This is a genomic window from Parabacteroides sp. AT13, from assembly GCF_002272965.1.
Lineage (GTDB): Bacteria > Bacteroidota > Bacteroidia > Bacteroidales > Tannerellaceae > Parabacteroides > Parabacteroides distasonis.
In genome coordinates, this window is sequence record NZ_NQMH01000002.1 from 1,476,295 (window position 1) to 1,493,208 (window position 16,914).

Here is a 16,914-nt window from a genome sequence, read left to right on the forward strand (position 1 = left end):
ACAACCGTCCTATTTTTCCGCACCACTGTGATATGTCCCTTAAATACTGATTTCTGGGTAAAAACACCCATGTTGATTACCGGTAACAGGATGATTTGAAATGAAATCAGCCGAAAGTGGAGTGAACTACACAGTCATGCTGCTGGTTTCCATCTTGGTTGCCTCTTCCGGCGGAAAGAGAACCTTGAACTTGACATTGCTGAATGTTTTCATACTACGGAAGGTGGTTTGACAGTCGGTGCTTTCAGAGACGTAGCAAGGATCATAAGTAGAGGAAAAACTGCGTAAGTCGCTTTGTGCAGTTGGTTGTGGAGTACGGAGTTGGGAACTGTTAAAATAAAGTTTATCATCACTTATACGAGTAATCCCATCATTATAGACATAGAAACAACCAAACATGTTCTTTTTATAATACTTCCCATGCCACTTTTTGGATCTCGTTGCAAGGGTAAACCATGTTCACGCCCTCGTTGATTGTGTCCTCCACTTCAATGGTCAACACGCCTGTGTGCCCATGGAGATACTGCGCTTCACCCTGGAAGCCATAGAACCGATGTGCATATTGCAATTCGAATGTCGTAATACTTCTTATTGTCTTTACTGTTTAAAGATTATACATTGTGTTTATTTAGGATAATTTGGACTTGTCGGTGAAAGATATTTTGCATGAGATCCGTAGGAGAGCGTTTCGACAAATAGCTGTTACCGGGCTTTCTGAATATAGTGTTAAAAAAATATTATATTTTTCTTCTCGTTAGAGATAACAGCAACCGCTTCACAAGTTTTTTGTTTCTGACGCCGGCTTACCCGATACTACGAAAGACAGCGCATTGTCTACCTATAAAATCCAGACAAACTTGTATGTATTGTATATCCGTGTGACATATTTATACAAAAAGATAAGGAAATAAAAAACAAGTGTCTTGATCCTCTAAAATTTTCTTATCCTTTAGCTTTTCATATAATTGTTCAATAGATTTAGTGCCTACGCTAGGCATTTGGTATAAAGCATCAAATCCGTTATATTTAATGAACCTTAAAAGATCTTCTAATTGGTAGATATTATATTTCCTGAGTGCACGTAAAACCCTGAAGTTTATATCCAGTTTACTTAAAGGGGTAATTAATATATCCACATATTCCGCTGGAATATCCTGCTCTTTCCAAACAATCTTTACATATCTGAAATTCTTTTTTGGAACCTCCTCAGAATGTGTCAAAAGAAATTCATTATTCCGGTATTTGATATACATATGGTCTAACTCTCGTTTTAATTCTGAATAAGGTCTCCACTTCAAATGGATCTGTCGAAGCCCCCTTTTATACATGGATACCAGGTTCTTGGACGAAATGCCTGTTATCTGTGAAACACTTTGGAGATCCCTACCTGAAGATAAGGAACAAAAGACTTCCCGTGCTTGTTTGTCCTCAATCAATTCTGCCATCTCCTTTACAATCTCCTTGTAAACCGGTAAGCATACCACTGGCAATAACTCCATATTATGTACATTTGCCTTCTTATCAAATTCTGTTATTTGAATGTTTTCCGATTTCTTCATTTCTTAATCCATTTATCTCTATTTTTCTTTCTCAACTCGCTGGGGGACATTCCGAACATCCTTTGACAGTATGCCGTGAAATGTGAAGACGTACTGAAATCAAAATATCCGGCTATCTCTTTAAAAGAGAGCTCTGGGTTATTAATCATTTCCTGTATATGTCTCGCTTTTTTCTTCTGTATCCATTGATAGGGGCTTTCCCCAAAACAAGAATGAAACTTTCGGTTAAAAGATCGCTCTGATATATGGTACAAGTCGGCAAGTTCCTTGACCGAATCTGCTTTTCTATAGTTATCCAAGACAAATCTTTCAAATGATTCCCTGATATTGGTTGATGCGGAAAAAAAAGCCGCCAGTTCTTTCTTTGTATAAAAACCTCTCAAGACCAGGAGCAGTTCCTGCTGCTTTAGTAAATGCATATGCCTACAAAGCAGCCTTGCGTTCAGATATAGATTGACGGACTCCAATACATTCATCAAGGGCTTTTTGATCGGAAGTATAACATCATTCGTATCAGTATCATTTTCTTTAATTGATAACGAGCTTAAGAAGAGTTTATCACATGTGCTTATGTGTTTATCCCAAAACAAGAGAATACATCTCGAACCTGTTATGGATTCTATCTGGGCTTTTATACTCTGTGGTATGTACAACATCTGTCCCTGTTCCATCTCCCCCTCATAAAATTCCCCTAAATCGAGATTTACCTGACCTTGAATCATAAAGAGCGCACAGGACGACTTGCTGTTGTCAATCTGGTATACATCATCCTTGTCCAGTTGGTGGCAGGAGAATCCGGTATCTGAATTCATCTGATAATTCGAACAACATAAATGTTCTCTCAAATATAATAGTTTCACTTTCTTCTTTCAAACTGTTTATATACCCGTACAGGCGCTACCTGCACGGGTATTTTCTATTCAGGTAAATATTTTTTATAATCATCTGTTATATCCGGGTCAATGACCGGACGTACGGAGAAGGTCATACAACGCCTGTAAACAGTGCTTGTATTGGAGGCGGCCGCCCAGCCGGCAGGACCTCCAGTGGAATTGAGCAGATAACGGCCCGCATGAGTTTCGCTCCTGGCCTGTGCCACGGCGAAAATGACTTCGTTACCCCCTGTATAGCCGCTTAAGAAGGAGCCGTCATAAATACTTCCGGGCAGAGGTGTCTGTATTCCGGATTTGCTCTCGTAATAATATGCGTATCTCAAAGTCACGGCCTCTTTTTGTGACATGATCCGGAATCCGTAAGGAGAAGGGTCAAATACGGTTTTTCCGCCTACATCCTCCGGATTCCCTGTCAGGGAAGGCTGGTTCCATGGATACAGGAACACCCAGCGATCTTTGAAATTATTAACCATCCCATGCGGGAAACATTCATACAGCCAGAAACTTTGATGAGAGACGATGGCGCTTGGATGTTCAATGCTCTGCTTCATCGTAAGAGCGGCCCCTCTCGCTTGCTGAGCATCTGTTTTTCCATAATCCACATCATTTCCCCTTTGTTCCCAAAGGAAATCAAAAGACTTGCCGTTGCCGTCATAGAAGTTCGTATTGACACGAACATCATGTGCTGGGAACGGGTCTTTCCTGCCCCATTGGTATTGCATACCAAATTCCTTAAACTCGTCAGCGCTATACTGTGAATGAACCTTCTCGTAAGCCCCCAACAGATGCGACATCAATTGAACCGTCTCCGGTCCGTCTCCTCCATATTTACCGACCTCCAATACCGTCGGATACTTGTCCACTATCCAGATGTGCCAGGACCAAAGTGTCGGATTCCCCTTGATCTTTCCTGACTTAATCTCTATCAGCACATTCCCCGGTTTCTGTCCGGGCTTGACATAGATATATGAACCCGGTCCGGAACCTCCCTGCTCGGATAATTCACTGAGTCCTGCTCGCTCTATGTCATTCTGCCCGTCGGGCTTTTGAATGTCCGTCCACACGATATTGACTTTCCAGTCATCATCTTCATCCAGTTTATTCAGCATGAAGTCTGATCTGCTTCCGGGAAGCCCTTGCTTACCACTCAAAACAGCGTCATGTTCCAAAAGCTTGTTATAATACCTATAGGCGGTATTCACGCGGGAAACGGGGATAAATATCCCTTGCTTTGCACCTGCTTTGAGCATATAAGTATTCGCTTCAGGCTGCACTATTCCGGAAACCAGTTCCACCTCGAACTCTCTCTCAGGGAAAAGACCGTCAGGGGAATAAATTTTGAATCTCGCCTTTCCGGAGTAAAGACGTGAGGTTGTGATATCGTCAACAGCCGTGAAAGAAACTGGTTTTCCGGAAAGAGAAGGATCCTTCTCATAGAAAGGAGTGAACGTCTCTATCACATCACCCGCTCCGTTATCGGACAAAGCGGAAACCAGTTCGATCTTGTATTCGCTGTTGGCCTTGACATAATATTGCTTCTGTTTGCCGTCCATCAGGTAGATACTGTTGCTGGACACCAGCAATGACTGATGCAGCCATTTGTCGAAGAAGGGGATGGCATTATATTCTTTCTGCAAGAGGCTGAGTTTTCCCGATGCGCTTCTATCGGTTCCCGCATGTGTTATGGTGAAGACATAAGTAGTATTGAAATTATCGAAATACTCCAGATTCTCCGTGATATCGGGAGCTGTCACCGTGTATCTCCATATCCCTCCCGCAAGTTGATCCGCTTTTTCTATTTTGAACGGGTTGGCGGCTTCGGCATGGAAAACGGGTTCCAGGTCATGGGGCTCTGTCTTCACATAGAAAGTGACCTTGGCACCGGCCTCTTCCGCCGTAAGCGTTCGTCCGTCTTTCATTATCACCTTACCAGGCTGCCCATAGCTCTCGCCGTACTGGTTGACCTCGATAAACTCCAGCGGCTGGCTGCACGCCTCGTCCGCGAAGATCCGTAGGGTGACATTGATATCCTTGGACTGCTCAAAGCCAAGGAACCATTTCATACGGCCCGCTTTCACATAAGCGGCTTTCAGCGCGTTCTGGGCATCTTCTGTTTTTTCCGGCCACGTGCGGTCCGTGTCCACTTGCTCCGTGACCGTAAAGGTCACGATTTTCTCGTCGGTCGGTGCTGACTTTCCTGGTTCCGAGGGTTTTATGGAATAGCTGATCCATGCGGGCAGCCCCTCTACCGTGAACCCCTCGGGCCAGGAAGTCTGCACTTTCGCCGTCAGGCTACCTCCCTCCCTATAAAAAGTGAAATGATCATCGCTGACCCCCAGCATATATTGCCCGTCATACTGTACATTGGACATTGTGGACTCGTTCCATACCACGACATTGTACATGATATTGGCGGCCGGCCCTTTCTTTGCGTCCTCTTCCGTGTCGAATCCCGGGCCACCCACCGCCGTGATGTTCACCAAGTAACGGTGGTTTCGCAGTAAGGGCAGGTACTCGTATGTAGCGTCGGCCTCGGTTCCCGTACGTTTCAAATAGTCTATCCGGAAGAATGTCTCCTTGTCGGGACGACTCTTGTCCGCGCCGGTCAGTCCGACAACGATATAGGGGCGTCTCAAGTAATTTTCCGTATCCTCTTCCGGAAGTGTCTCTCCATTGGCTCCTTGCGTGGCACCCGTCGGGGTATTGGCCGCCTCCGGAACATAGACTTCACGTAATAATATTTTCTCATCCGCTATGGCGGATGTCCTGTCGGTCTTTCCTGTTACGGCCGGAGCGGGATCAGGAATGGAAGGCTGTTTCGCCTTTCTATTGGCCTGATCCCAATAAGTCTCGCTCTCGAACGGAGAGATCCGTCCTTTTGTATTGGTATTATAAAAAAATACCTTAGTCAGTGTTATCCCCTCAATGCCCTCGGCTTTCTCGTCAAACGTGGAAGCCCCTTCCGACGTGTCACTCAGTTTAAGCCCTACATCCACACGTGCCACGGCACGGATCAGGTAGATGGTCCCGAGTTTTGGAACGGCGCCGGAACTGTGATCCACCTTGACCGGATCCGAGATTCCCCACATCGGGAGCTCCCCGTCCTTCCATTCCCCTTTGTCGGGCATGGAGAATGTGAAAAGTTCCATGACCTCTTCCCGTGTTTTTCCGGTCAACTCTTCCGCCCCAGTCTCGTCTGACGCGGCAATGTTGGCCAGCACCACGAAAGTACTGGTATTGCCCGAAGAGGTATTTTTCGCCAGCAGGGTCATGGTACCCTTGCTTTTCTTATCATCCGGATCGCCGGAAGGAATGAAAGATGTCACTTTGGCCTCGTATGAGAACTTATTGTCTTTGTCAAACACAAGTACCCTGATCCTCTCCGCCGCCGTCTCGTTCTCTCCCTCCGGCGTAAGGGAGCGGGTCAAGGGATTCCGAAGCCCAAGCCCTTCGACGGACATGGTGACAGATCTCCAGCCATCCTTGGTTGCTATTTCCGTTCTTCTGTCTCCATGCTCATCCAAGGGGTCGCTGCACCCTTGTATGAGAGGTATTCCCATAAATATCGCCAAGAAAGCGAATAGCAAAGTGTAATGTTTGATTCTCATATGTATCTGTTCTTTAAACTGTTTCTCTTTTTGATGACATGAGTGGCGTCTTTGTTACCAGGGGATGGCCACCTCCGTATCCTCCCATTCATCCACGACAACGTCGTACTCCATGTTCTTGGTCCCTTTCAGCGTGGAGAAGACACGGTAGATGGTATTACGACGGATATTGTAATATGCCTTGTCATCTTGCCCAAGATCCGGGTTATGGAGCTCGATCTTGTACGTCTCATCGGGGTCTCCCGTCCGGTAATCGATGGATAGTACCAAGGCCAGCGCTTCCTCTTTCCCGTAGACTCCCGGGGCCACGTAGATATAGCGAGGTGTCTTTCCCGTATATGGGAGCAGCCTTCCTTTACATTTGGCCACAAAGGCGGATTCTCCGGAGCCCTCGTTGGCACCTTCGTGAAAACTGGGCCTTTCCGGTAACAACAGGGGATCTCCCGTGTAGTCCACCCCCCTGATATCCGGGTTACCGCCACCGGTGGCGGTATATTCCCCGGCGGAAGGCAGGACGGAATAACCGCTGGTCTCATTATTCAAGGAGAGTTTCGTCACTCTGGAAAGCGGTAACAAGGGAGACAGGTAGTTTCCCGCGTCATCAACCGTCGTAAGGATAAACTCGATACGGGCATGCGTGCGTTCCAAGAGTATGCTAGGTGAAAGGGTTACCCTGTCATTGCCGCCCATATTGTCCGGAACGTGAAAATTACATTGGCCCACCATGGGAAGATACTTCCGGTTTTCTCCTTGCAGATCGTCGGACGTGAAAATCTCGGTTTTCTCCGTCAGCAGTCTCGGATCCGGAATCATATGCTCTTCCCGGATCTTTTTCAATCCGGATTCGCAATTGACCAATAAGACAAAATTATAATTACCACCCATCAGCTCCAGGTCCAGGGCTATATCGGAGTCCCCTACGTTTATTCCTCCCATCTCTCTCATCTCGAAATGGTCAATGCCGGTTATACCTACCAGTGGATTGGCAGTGCCTTGGGGATAATAGAAAATGACTTTCTCCGGCGATGTCCCGATGTTCTTATAAGCGAAGAGTAGGACATGCTTGACGGTTTTCTCGTATTCCTCCGCACCGATATAGTTCTCCTTCCATTCCCCCCCTGAACGCACAGGGGTTTTCGTCATCCGGGAAGCACCGGTGCCCTTGTTCATTTCCGCCACGATCCGGATAGGAATACCCGTAACAGATCTTTTCATATCTTCCGTATCTGGCGAGCATCCAGTCAATTGTACAATTACCACGCAGGCCGCTGTCAACAACCTTATCACAGTTCCGTATTTCATTATATATCGTTTTTTATAATAATCTCAACTCCTTTCTGATACCACACGGATCTTAAATCTGTCCTGAGATGATATCAGCACCTAGCTCTACGGGACGGGAGACGACATTCCAATCCAAGACGGTCGCCTGTACCAGTGTCCATGTTTCCTTCTCGTACTTGAGTTTCAGAGTTATGGGAAAATCATGGTCACACTCCAGGCTATACGGTGGTTCTCCCGAATCACCCCGGAACATGATGATGTCATCCACCAGATTGGCGGTATAAAGGATCTCCCCGGTTGTCTTGTTGACTAGGGATACGAGCGTGTTCCTGCCTTCCTCCAGCTTCATCAGCGTAAAGTCAGCTTTTAACACCCCGTCCGTATCACGTGTGGCTTCGGCCACGTACTCAAAACGTTCGCAAAGGGCGATCTGCCCGTTAAAGTCATAAACACCGTTATCATCTTCTACCCTTATGACGAATTCCTCGTCCATAGGGAATGGATCGGGGATGGGCCGGATGGTAAAATGTACCCGGTATGTCAGTTCCCGCATATTGAAGGCCACCCGTTCATATACGCTTCCCATATCCTCCCGATTCTCCAGCGATATGGAAGCTAGCCCGACGTACAGAGGCCCTGGGGCTGAAGAGACCCTTCTGTCTTTCAACCGTAGCGCGACCCACATTTCCTGCCTGGTCGTGACGCCTTCCTTGAAACCCGAAAAATCATAAGCCTCCAGGTCACGGCCCCCCCATGCGACAAACGTAAGTTTCCCCGTATGCCGCAAAGTGACGGGCAAGGAATAATCCGCCGAAAGAACCGCCTTCTTATCGGAGAATTCGCTCACCAGCACATCTTTCTCGTCAAAGGCAAATACCCGGACCTGCCTGATATCTGACGGATAATTAGGAAATTGTTCGCAAGGGGTCTGGCTGTAAAAATGGAAATTGACCCCTTGCGGACAATCACTCAAATTGTCGAATACGGCTGAATCGCAACCAATAAGATAACAGGCCAGCAACATGATAAATGTGACAGGATGTACGCTTCTGATTCTCATTTGATATAGCTTATATTTGGATTATTAACCGTTTGAGGTTAATTTATTTGTCTGTTGGAGAAAGAAGGGGGAAAGACTCCCCCTTCCCTCTCAGAAGGTTATGTAAGAAATTGTTGGCTGAGTTTACCTCTTATCTAAATATCATTCAAGAACGATATCACGTGAGACGAGGTTCCACTGGAGTACCTTGGCCTCGACACGCATGTAGGTCTCTTCTTTCTCGATATCCGGATTTTCAGGATTAGTTGGTTCTGTAGGGTCTGGATCAGGCTTCGGCAGATACGGATCTTTAGGATCGGAAGGATCCCACGGCATACCTAGGCCCTGGAAAGCCGTAATTGTCAACAGATAGGTGTTGTTACGACGAGTATTAGCGTTCACAATCGTTTTTCCATCAGCGTTTGTTTGACGGTTCCACAACGCACGGTACGCGCATCTTCCGTTCGTATAGGTATAGGCTCCTTGATCCGGGCTCAACTGGCTTTTCTTTGCGGCTTCCTTGCTGGCATAGATCAGCCCATCGCCTTCTCCTCGATAGAACGTCTCGCCCTTTACCCCGGGTTTACTGATTAACTTCTTTTGATCTTGATCCCAATGCAATACCTCTTTTGGAGTATAAGTCGTATAGACCTTGGCATACGGTAGGCGATAGTAACCGAAATTCTTATTGTCAGGTGTGAGTGCCTCCTTTTTTACGGAATTCTCCAAGAAATAAATACCTGCCACCTTTTTAGCCTCGGTAGCATCTGCCGCAACCGCCTTGGCCGCGTACATGCCAAGATCATCCGCTGTTGAAGTCTCTTCCGGCAAGAGGTTTCCCAAGCGGATCAAATAATCCTTGGCTGTACCGTTCGGATCTTGGGCATTTTGAAAATCAGCATAGTCATCAATAGCGGATGTGAAATCTTTGTAAAGCCCGTCTCCCGCTGTGATTGTACGATCTCCTGCATGGTTGCGGAAAAGATATGTCTTTGCGGCGCCGTTGATAGCCGCATACGTGAGGTTATCAAGATCAACACTTCCTTTTCCGTCAGCTGTTTCCGCATTTAGGTCTCCCCCTTTTGTGACCATGCCTTGCGACACGACACGTTCCATGTCAAAGGAGAATACATTCTGAGCCTCTCCCGTGCCTGTCTTGACTGTTTCCTCGGAGATATTGTCCTTGATGGTTTTCTGCTCGGCCTTCGAGGTCATCACGAACTTTTTATCCGTGGCGAGAGCCGCGATGTCGGCCACCGCGGTAGCCGCACTTCCATACTCCTCGTTCGTGGCCGTTGCGATACCGGGATTAAGAGAGCCCCTGTTAAACAACAACGCCATTGCTTGGGAGCCCGAGGTGGCTTTCCATGGGGCGACCGTGTAAGTTCCGGCCGGTGTCGTTTCCCAGAATTTATTCTCCTCGTCAGCGCTTCCTAGCGTCCAGTCCCGAGGCGTACCAAGAGAGATAAGCCGTAAAGACTCAAGCGTGCTCTCATCTGCTCTACCCGCGTAATCTCCCTGGCTGTCATTTACCGCCCTGGTCATGACATCTTTCATGGTAGAGATGTACATTCCTACGAATGTACTTCCTTCGGTAGGATTCCCTACCGAAGGAACATCGTCATTATTACAGGACGTCATGCCTAAACCTAGGATAGCAACGCCTGCTAAAAGAAATTTTTTTCCTTTCATAACTTAAAAATTAGTGAATAAATAAATTAACTGTTGTTATATAAAGTCTTAACTTTATTCATAAGCGTCTTCGCCATAGAAAGCCCTGGCACGGTCATCCCCCTGCTTATAAGCCTCCTTCAGCAATTCTTCCGCCTTTCTCCAGTCCCCTTTGATATGATAGGCGACCGCCATCGGGAAAAGGGCCCGGCTGTCGTTCCTCACGTCGCTCAACACCCGTAAGGCACCGTCCGCCTTTTTCCCGTATTTTAGCAAGGCGTTGGCATAGTTTAGTGTCACTACCACATCCTCAGGAAACTGTTCGTACGCCTTTTGGAAGACAGGGAGAGGATTCTCCCCCCGCATGAGATATATTTCCGAGAGTTGGTACATCTCGTGTGAGCTCAGACATTCCGGCCTCGTGGCAAATATTTCAGGTAACTCCTCCTGGGTATAAGCCCTTACGTCGAAACTGAAACGAAAGGTCGTACGGCGGAGTTGCGGATAAAACTCTTTTAGGAGGATGCCGTAGGTCCTGCCGTTGTCCAAGTTACGTATGGCGGACTCTCGCTCCGTATCCGTTGGATATCGGTCTATGATAGACAGCAATTCCTCTTTATTGGACAGGGGAGAAATACCTACGAGCTTTTTAAGGCCCTCCCAATCCTCTCCGGCACCGACCGTCCGGTAAGTCGCGGCCTTTTTAAGCCCGGGGTATTTTCCGGAGATATAATTCGAGAGCGCTAGGGTACGCCCTTCCGCCAGTGACTGGTTATATTCCGCTTTACCCTCGGGAGAGGCGAAGCCCTCTATGAGGACCTCTTTTAACTCGGCCCCTTTTATTTCCAGACTTCTTGATATGAATCCTTCCAGCCGGGCGAGCTCCTGCCCGTTATTCGCGAAGGCCTTTCTCAGTTCGTAGCTCGCTACGGGAAAAGTGACCTTGCTGTCAAAGGAGTCTTTATAATACTTGACCGCCACCTTTTCCGGCTCGAGGAAATCATACGCATAATCCTCCTCCTTGAAAACAGGCAGGTCAATGACAGCCACGGTACCTTGATTCTCACGTATGCCACAACCCACGCAACCGAGCAGTTCCTCTCTCACCGTAACATGGCCATCCGCCATCCAGCGTTCGAACGGGACGGATTCCTGAAAGGAACCCCCCTGCTCCTCTATGTCCGAAAAAGGATGGAGCTCATTGTCGAACCGAGATGTCCTGGAATTCTCACCGAGAGCCTTCGACCGCGTAATGGCCTTATATCGTATCCTGCCCGCAATACCGACAGGCGCGAAATCGATCCTGTCATCCCCACTGGCGGAAACCAGTGATGGATAGATGACAAGAACGTCCTGTGACTCCAACCGGGTCATGGCGTCCACATGCAGGGAAAAACGCAGGCTTTTTCCGTTTGCGCTCCGCTTGACCCTCACGTCATATCTCCAATGTAATGGTGATAGGTTCCGCTCAACGACCTCCTGGGCCTGCCCGAATATAGCCGTCAAACCAAGGCAGGCACAGACTGCTGACAGCTTTATGTAATAATGCATCGATCTCATTCACTTCATATTTTTATATCTTATACTAATTTTGCCCAAGGCCTGTTTTATTTAAGTATATAAATAATTGAGAGAGAGACTCTTGTCGGGCCGAGGTAATCGGCGCCTCCCTTCCCCGTCCTTTGTCCGCAAGCCGTACATTTGAACTTGTCATATCTCACGTGCGCGTATCCTATCCCCAAAGCGGCTTCAAAATTGAGTCTGTCGGATAAAATCCAATGATAACCGGCACTGATGCCGCCACCGTAGAAATAGCCTTCATAACGGTGCGCCTTCATCTCTTTATGCTTGTTCTGAAGAATAAAAGGGATGTTTATCCCACCGACATTCATCTGGCCTCCATGCGCGTGCAGCCCGAGAAACCAACCGTTGAATCTCTCGCAAGCCCAATATCGTATCTCGGGTTGCACAAGCCAATGGCTCCATTTCCTTGTCTTGTATCCATCTGCGGTGGGATCGTTCTCATAGAAGAAAAAATTCATGCCCACCTGGGTATCCAGGGTCCATTTTTCCCCCAGAGAGAACTCCAGCGAGAGGTTGGGAGTCAACAGCGCATCGTATACGAGATTGTTCTTTATCGCAACCCTTTGTGAAAAAACTGGCAAACTGAATAACAGGAAGAAGAAAAAAATACTTTTTTTCATTTTGACACTGATATTATTTTTAGCGACCGAACCGTTTGGTTCATAACGTTAATTCTTGATGATGCAAAGTTATAAAAGCATAATGCTACACTTGTTACATAAAACAGACAATTAGTTATCGATAAAAGTCATTTTGAACGAGTTATGTCCGTAATATCAACAATAAGACATAATTCTTGATGGTTTCTGCCATTCCGTTCGCAGTAATAGTACAAGTTTCATCATACCACAAATCCTCTCATCGTATCTGTAGCCGTGTCGTATTTTTTTATTCCATGCACGCAATGGTGACAGCATTAGAACGAACAAGGTCCTTCTGAAATATGATAGTACCGACATCAAGAGAGCGAGGCACTTCCCGATGCAACGAGAGAACGAGTGCGGAAACCGGTATCTTTAGAACGATCTCCCCTTTCGGGGCCGGAGATCTACCTAAAAGAGGGGCCGTGGACAGCCTGGCCATCCATTCCATCGTGATGTTCATCGGCTGTATTCGTCCTTTTCCGGAATCCAACTGTCTATCAAATCCCTGTGCCCGTCCATCCACTGGCGTACGGCTCTAGTCTCGGTCCCGCTGGTTTCCTCTATGGCCCGCATCAGGGAGCTGATCTCGGTATCGGACAGGTGGATATTTCCCAAAAGGGCGGCAGCGAACGGATGCTCCTTACTGAATCCTTTCCTAGCGATGGAATGGATTTGCTCGGCCTCCCCATAAACGTTTCTCGAGTCTTCCAGCACCCTCAGGCGAAAGCGGTCAAACATCCAGTGCGGGGTCCAGCCGGTCACGACGATCCATTCCTTCTTGTCGATGGCCTTCTTCAGCAATGCCGTCATGGCGGGACCGCTGGAGATCATGAGCCTGTAATCCAGGCCGTATTCAGGGATGGCTTTCTCCGTGCATTTCATGATGCCGGTACCGGCGTCAATCCCCACGATCTCCCCGGAAAACCGCTGGGTATGGGCACCCAGTTCCTCAATCGTGTGGATTGGGACATATTCAGGTACCACAAGCCCGATACGGGCGCTGTCGTATATCTGCCCGAGGATTTCCAGCTTACCATCGTATTTCTGAAAATAATCGGCATGGGTCACCGGCATCCAACTGTCCATGAACACGTCAGTCTTGCCTCTTGCCAGAGAGGTGAATATGGGGGCGATGTCCGCATTCAAAAGTTCGGTCCTGTATCCCTGTTCCGAGAGGATCTCCTTGGCCAGATAGGTGACCGCTATCCCTTCCGCCCAATTCGCATAGGCGATGCGGATTTTCTTGTCGGATATGTTACCGCACGAGAAGAATATCGTGACGGCCAGCAGGGTCGTGAAAAGTATCGTTCTGTTTCTCATAATCATTCTGTCTTTTATTATATGTGTCATTCCTTTTGTTTTTTTCGAGCCATTCCCTGCGTGATCCGGTCAAGTACGATCGCCAGTATCACGACGGCAATACCCCCCTCAAATCCCATGCCTATCTTCATCTGGGTGATACCTATCAAGACCACTTCCCCCAGGCCTCCGGCTGAGATCATGGCGGCTACCACCACCATGGAGAGCGACATCATGATGGTCTGGTTGATACCGGCGAGAATGGTGGGTAATGCCAATGGCAGCTCCACCTTGAACAGGAGCTGGCTGGGAGTGGCCCCGAAAGAGCGGGCGGCTTCCACCACGTTCTTCGGCACCTGCCGGAGGCCCAATGCGGTGAGCCTCGCTACCGGAGGCAGGGCGAAAATGATCGTGGCGAAGGCTCCCGGTACCGTTCCCAGTCCGAAAAATAGCACCGCTGGTATCAGATAGACAAAGGCCGGCATGGTCTGCATGCAGTCAAGCACCGGCTGCAAGATCTTGTTGCAGCGTCCGCTGCCTGCCATCCAGATCCCCAAGGGGATTCCCAGCAGCAGCGCCATGCCGGTGGAGGAGAGTACCAGGGCCAGGGTCTGCATGGTCTCCTCCCAGAATCCCATCCCGTAAATGAGCGACAGCCCCAGGAGGGTGAAGATCCCTGTCCCCCTGCCACTCTTGTATAACGCCAGGAAAGTGAGTATCGCGATGGTTATGTAAAAAGGTATCCCGAGCAGGACGCACAGTATCCCGTCGATAACACCTTCCACTCCCAGACTCAGCAGGTCAAAAAACGATGCGCCGTGCTCAGTCAGCCATTCCACGGCCATTTCTATATATTCTCCTATATTTATCATAATTCTATTGCGTTTTGAATGATTTCATTGATTTCTTCCTTGTCTTTTCCCGTCACCTCGATAATGAGCGACGAGAGCGGTACCATTCCCTCGAACTCCCGTTTCTCGTTGACCACCCAGATGGGCGAGTTGGTCTTCGTCATCAGGGGGAGTATGTCCTCCACCACGGTATCGCCCAATATGGAGTGTACCTCTTTCCTTACGATAGAGTCGATGTTCAGGATACGCTCCTTCCTTAATTGGAGAAGTTCCTTCAGATGGACCTCGCCTACCAGTATGCCATCCGGATCCACTACGGGCAACACGGTTATTTTACGTTCTCTCATCTTCCGGATCAGGACCTCCGGTCCCTCTTTTCCCTGCCTTGCCACCATAGGCTTGTCCACCATGATGGATGCGGCGGTGATAATCCTGCTGCGGTCCACGTTCTCCACGAAACACCTCACGTACTTATTGGCGGGATCGGTCAGGATCTCCTCGGAGGTACCGATTTGCTGTATCTCCCCGTCACGCATGATGGCGATACGGTCACCGAGCTTGACAGCCTCCTCCAGGTCATGCGTGATAAATACGATGGTCTTTTTCACCTTCGACTTGCAAGGCCAGCAGCTCGTCCTGCATCTGTACCCGTATCAGCGGGTCCAAGGCGGAGAAGGCCTCGTCCATCAGCAGGACTTCCGGATCATTCGCTAAGGCACGTGCCAGTCCCACCCGTTGCTGCATGCCTCCGGACAGCTCGTTGACCATCAGGTCGGCGTATCCGTCCAGCCCGACCAGACGCATGCTTTCCGCCGCCTTTTGCTCGCGTTCCCTCTTTTCCTGGCCTTGAAGCTCGAGTCCGAAAGCGATGTTCTGCAATACGGTATAGTGGGGCATCAGCCCGAAATGCTGGAAAACCATCGCCAGCTCCTTCCGGCGCAGGGAACGCAACCGTTCATCCGGAACTCCGGCGATATCCTCCCCGTTAATCAGTATCTCACCGGAAGTGGGCCTGTTCAAGCGGTTGATACACCTGAGCAGGCTTGACTTGCCGCTTCCCGAAAGTCCCATGATCACGAATATCTCACCTTCCCGGACAGAGAGGCTCGCGTTGTTCACGGCAACCGTACATCCGGTCTCCTTCAGGAGCTCACTTTTACTTTTCCCTTTTTTCAGCATCTTGAAAGCCTTGTTCCTTTCAGAGCCGAAAATCAAATACAAATCCTTGATCTCAATTTTATTTTTATCCATAATCCTTTAAAAATAATATCCTATGTTTATATTAAACCTGACATTCCAGTTGTCTTCCGTTCCACCGGCAAAGGCTTCGTCCCATACGTCGCCAAGCCATGCGTGATTCCTCCCCACGGCATAGTCGATGTAGGTGAAGACCTTTCCTATCGCCAAAGAACACCCCGTCACGTTCTCCAGGCTGTCATTAAACCCGGCGACGCGTTTGTTGAGTAGGCTGAAATCATTGTACAGGCAGATATCGTCCAGAAACCACTTGTTCACGGGGATCCGGTAGGACAATGACACCGTATATATATCCGCCCTGGAGGCGATCCGGTAAGACGACCCGTAAGCCGCCATCGTCACCACACTTCTGTCTTCCCCTGGAGCCCGCACGGGTCTGAGATTATAGTTGGTATACTGCATTTCAAGGTTCCACCGCCGATAGTCGGCTACGTAGTGCAGGGCAAAAGCGGTACGGAGTCCTGTCTTTCGTGTGTCCATATTATACAAACCTCCCATAAGAACCGAACCTCCGAGTTGATGTCTCCACAAGTTTCCGAAATGATATACCACCCGGATATTGCCCTGATGCGCCTCCTTATCGCATCCGGCGATGTCATAGGCATAGCGGCTGGCGGACAGTTCCGAGTCTCCTCCGGTCCCGGAAAGGTCGGCGTTCTGGAAATAGGCGAGCGACAACTCCCAGCGGTCCTTATGGAAGAGGTATTTTATCCCCATGTCCGCATCGTCCTCAAGACCGGCATAATAGTTCAGGTTGAAGAAATAATTGTTACCCGTATAAGGCAGGACACCGAAAGGGACCGTTGTCAGGCCTATCTGTAACCGGTGTGAATCATTGAAACGATAGCCTATCCAACCTTCCCTGAGCATGCCGCCTCCCGAGGAAGAGGGATAGAAGCGGTAATCCACCGCTAAATCGATTTTTTTATAGGAAGCGTTCACGTTCAGACGGAGCACGTCGAAGTCGAATTCTCCGCCACGATTCCGGCTTTCCGGTTTCCAGTCTGAGTAATTGTAGTTGAACCGGAGTGCGCCTCCTATTTTTAACCTCGGTTTTTCCTGCGCTGTCACAGGCAAAATGATATTTATCGCCAAAAGGAATGGCAATAGCAAACTTTCTTTATATCGCATAAAGTCACGTTTTGGCAAGGCATTTATCCAATACCTTGCAATGGTTTATAAAATGATTTTCTTAAAGCAGGCCCTGCGTAATTTCTAAGAGAGG

Annotated in this window: 12 protein-coding genes and 2 pseudogenes; 1 reads left to right on the top strand and 13 read right to left on the bottom strand. The window is 48.5% G+C overall.

Annotation, left to right across the window (positions count from 1 at the left end; genetic code table 11):
• Positions 1-100 precede the first annotated feature (100 nt).
• On the top strand, positions 101-232 hold the full coding sequence (locus tag CI959_RS21980; protein WP_010185023.1) for a hypothetical protein: 132 nt from the start codon (positions 101-103) through the stop codon (positions 230-232).
• A gap of 177 nt (positions 233-409) precedes the next feature.
• Here CI959_RS21980 and CI959_RS20465 read toward each other — a convergent pair.
• From CI959_RS20465 to CI959_RS20530, 13 genes and pseudogenes are all read right to left on the bottom strand, one after another.
• Positions 410-592 (bottom strand): annotated as a pseudogene (locus CI959_RS20465) (6-carboxytetrahydropterin synthase); the annotation flags it as partial.
• 295 nt (positions 593-887) lie between these two features.
• The gene (locus CI959_RS20470) at positions 888-1,559 is read right to left on the bottom strand and encodes a hypothetical protein (RefSeq protein WP_008779555.1); all 672 of its coding nucleotides are present in this window, start codon (positions 1,557-1,559) and stop codon (positions 888-890) included.
• Positions 1,556-2,371, bottom strand: a complete 816-nt coding sequence (locus CI959_RS20475; protein WP_009274846.1) for an AraC family transcriptional regulator — start codon at positions 2,369-2,371, stop codon at positions 1,556-1,558. The genes CI959_RS20470 and CI959_RS20475 overlap by 4 nt, the downstream gene beginning before the upstream one ends.
• Before the next feature lie 104 nt (positions 2,372-2,475).
• A complete protein-coding gene (locus CI959_RS20480; RefSeq protein WP_057316998.1) occupies positions 2,476-6,060 on the bottom strand; it encodes a fimbrial protein in 3,585 nt (1,194 codons plus the stop codon).
• A 54-nt stretch (positions 6,061-6,114) separates the two neighbouring features.
• Positions 6,115-7,362 (bottom strand): hypothetical protein, encoded by a 1,248-nt coding sequence (locus tag CI959_RS20485; protein WP_008779552.1) that lies wholly within the window; start codon positions 7,360-7,362, stop codon positions 6,115-6,117.
• Between the two features lie 52 nt (positions 7,363-7,414).
• Positions 7,415-8,404, bottom strand: coding sequence for a FimB/Mfa2 family fimbrial subunit (locus CI959_RS20490; RefSeq protein WP_034526856.1), 990 nt, complete (start codon positions 8,402-8,404; stop codon positions 7,415-7,417).
• Positions 8,405-8,545: 141 nt separating this feature from the next.
• Complete coding sequence (locus tag CI959_RS20495) at positions 8,546-10,075, bottom strand: Mfa1 family fimbria major subunit (protein ID WP_008779550.1); 1,530 nt, start codon at positions 10,073-10,075, stop codon at positions 8,546-8,548.
• Between the two features lie 54 nt (positions 10,076-10,129).
• Positions 10,130-11,614 (bottom strand): DUF3868 domain-containing protein, encoded by a 1,485-nt coding sequence (locus CI959_RS20500; protein WP_036632496.1) that lies wholly within the window; start codon positions 11,612-11,614, stop codon positions 10,130-10,132.
• 47 nt (positions 11,615-11,661) lie between these two features.
• Positions 11,662-12,258, bottom strand: a complete 597-nt coding sequence (locus CI959_RS20505) for a DUF3575 domain-containing protein (RefSeq protein WP_057316997.1) — start codon at positions 12,256-12,258, stop codon at positions 11,662-11,664.
• A 480-nt stretch (positions 12,259-12,738) separates the two neighbouring features.
• Positions 12,739-13,602: a glycine betaine ABC transporter substrate-binding protein gene (locus CI959_RS20515; protein WP_034527028.1), complete on the bottom strand. Its 864-nt coding sequence runs from the start codon at positions 13,600-13,602 to the stop codon at positions 12,739-12,741.
• Positions 13,603-13,628: 26 nt separating this feature from the next.
• Positions 13,629-14,453 (bottom strand): proline/glycine betaine ABC transporter permease, encoded by an 825-nt coding sequence (locus CI959_RS20520; protein ID WP_008779546.1) that lies wholly within the window; start codon positions 14,451-14,453, stop codon positions 13,629-13,631.
• Positions 14,450-15,683, bottom strand: a pseudogene (locus tag CI959_RS20525) (glycine betaine/L-proline ABC transporter ATP-binding protein). Before CI959_RS20525 ends, CI959_RS20520 begins: the two are co-directional and overlap by 4 nt.
• Before the next feature lie 6 nt (positions 15,684-15,689).
• On the bottom strand, positions 15,690-16,820 hold the full coding sequence (locus tag CI959_RS20530; protein WP_057316996.1) for a porin: 1,131 nt from the start codon (positions 16,818-16,820) through the stop codon (positions 15,690-15,692).
• Between the last annotated feature and the right edge of the window lie 94 nt (positions 16,821-16,914).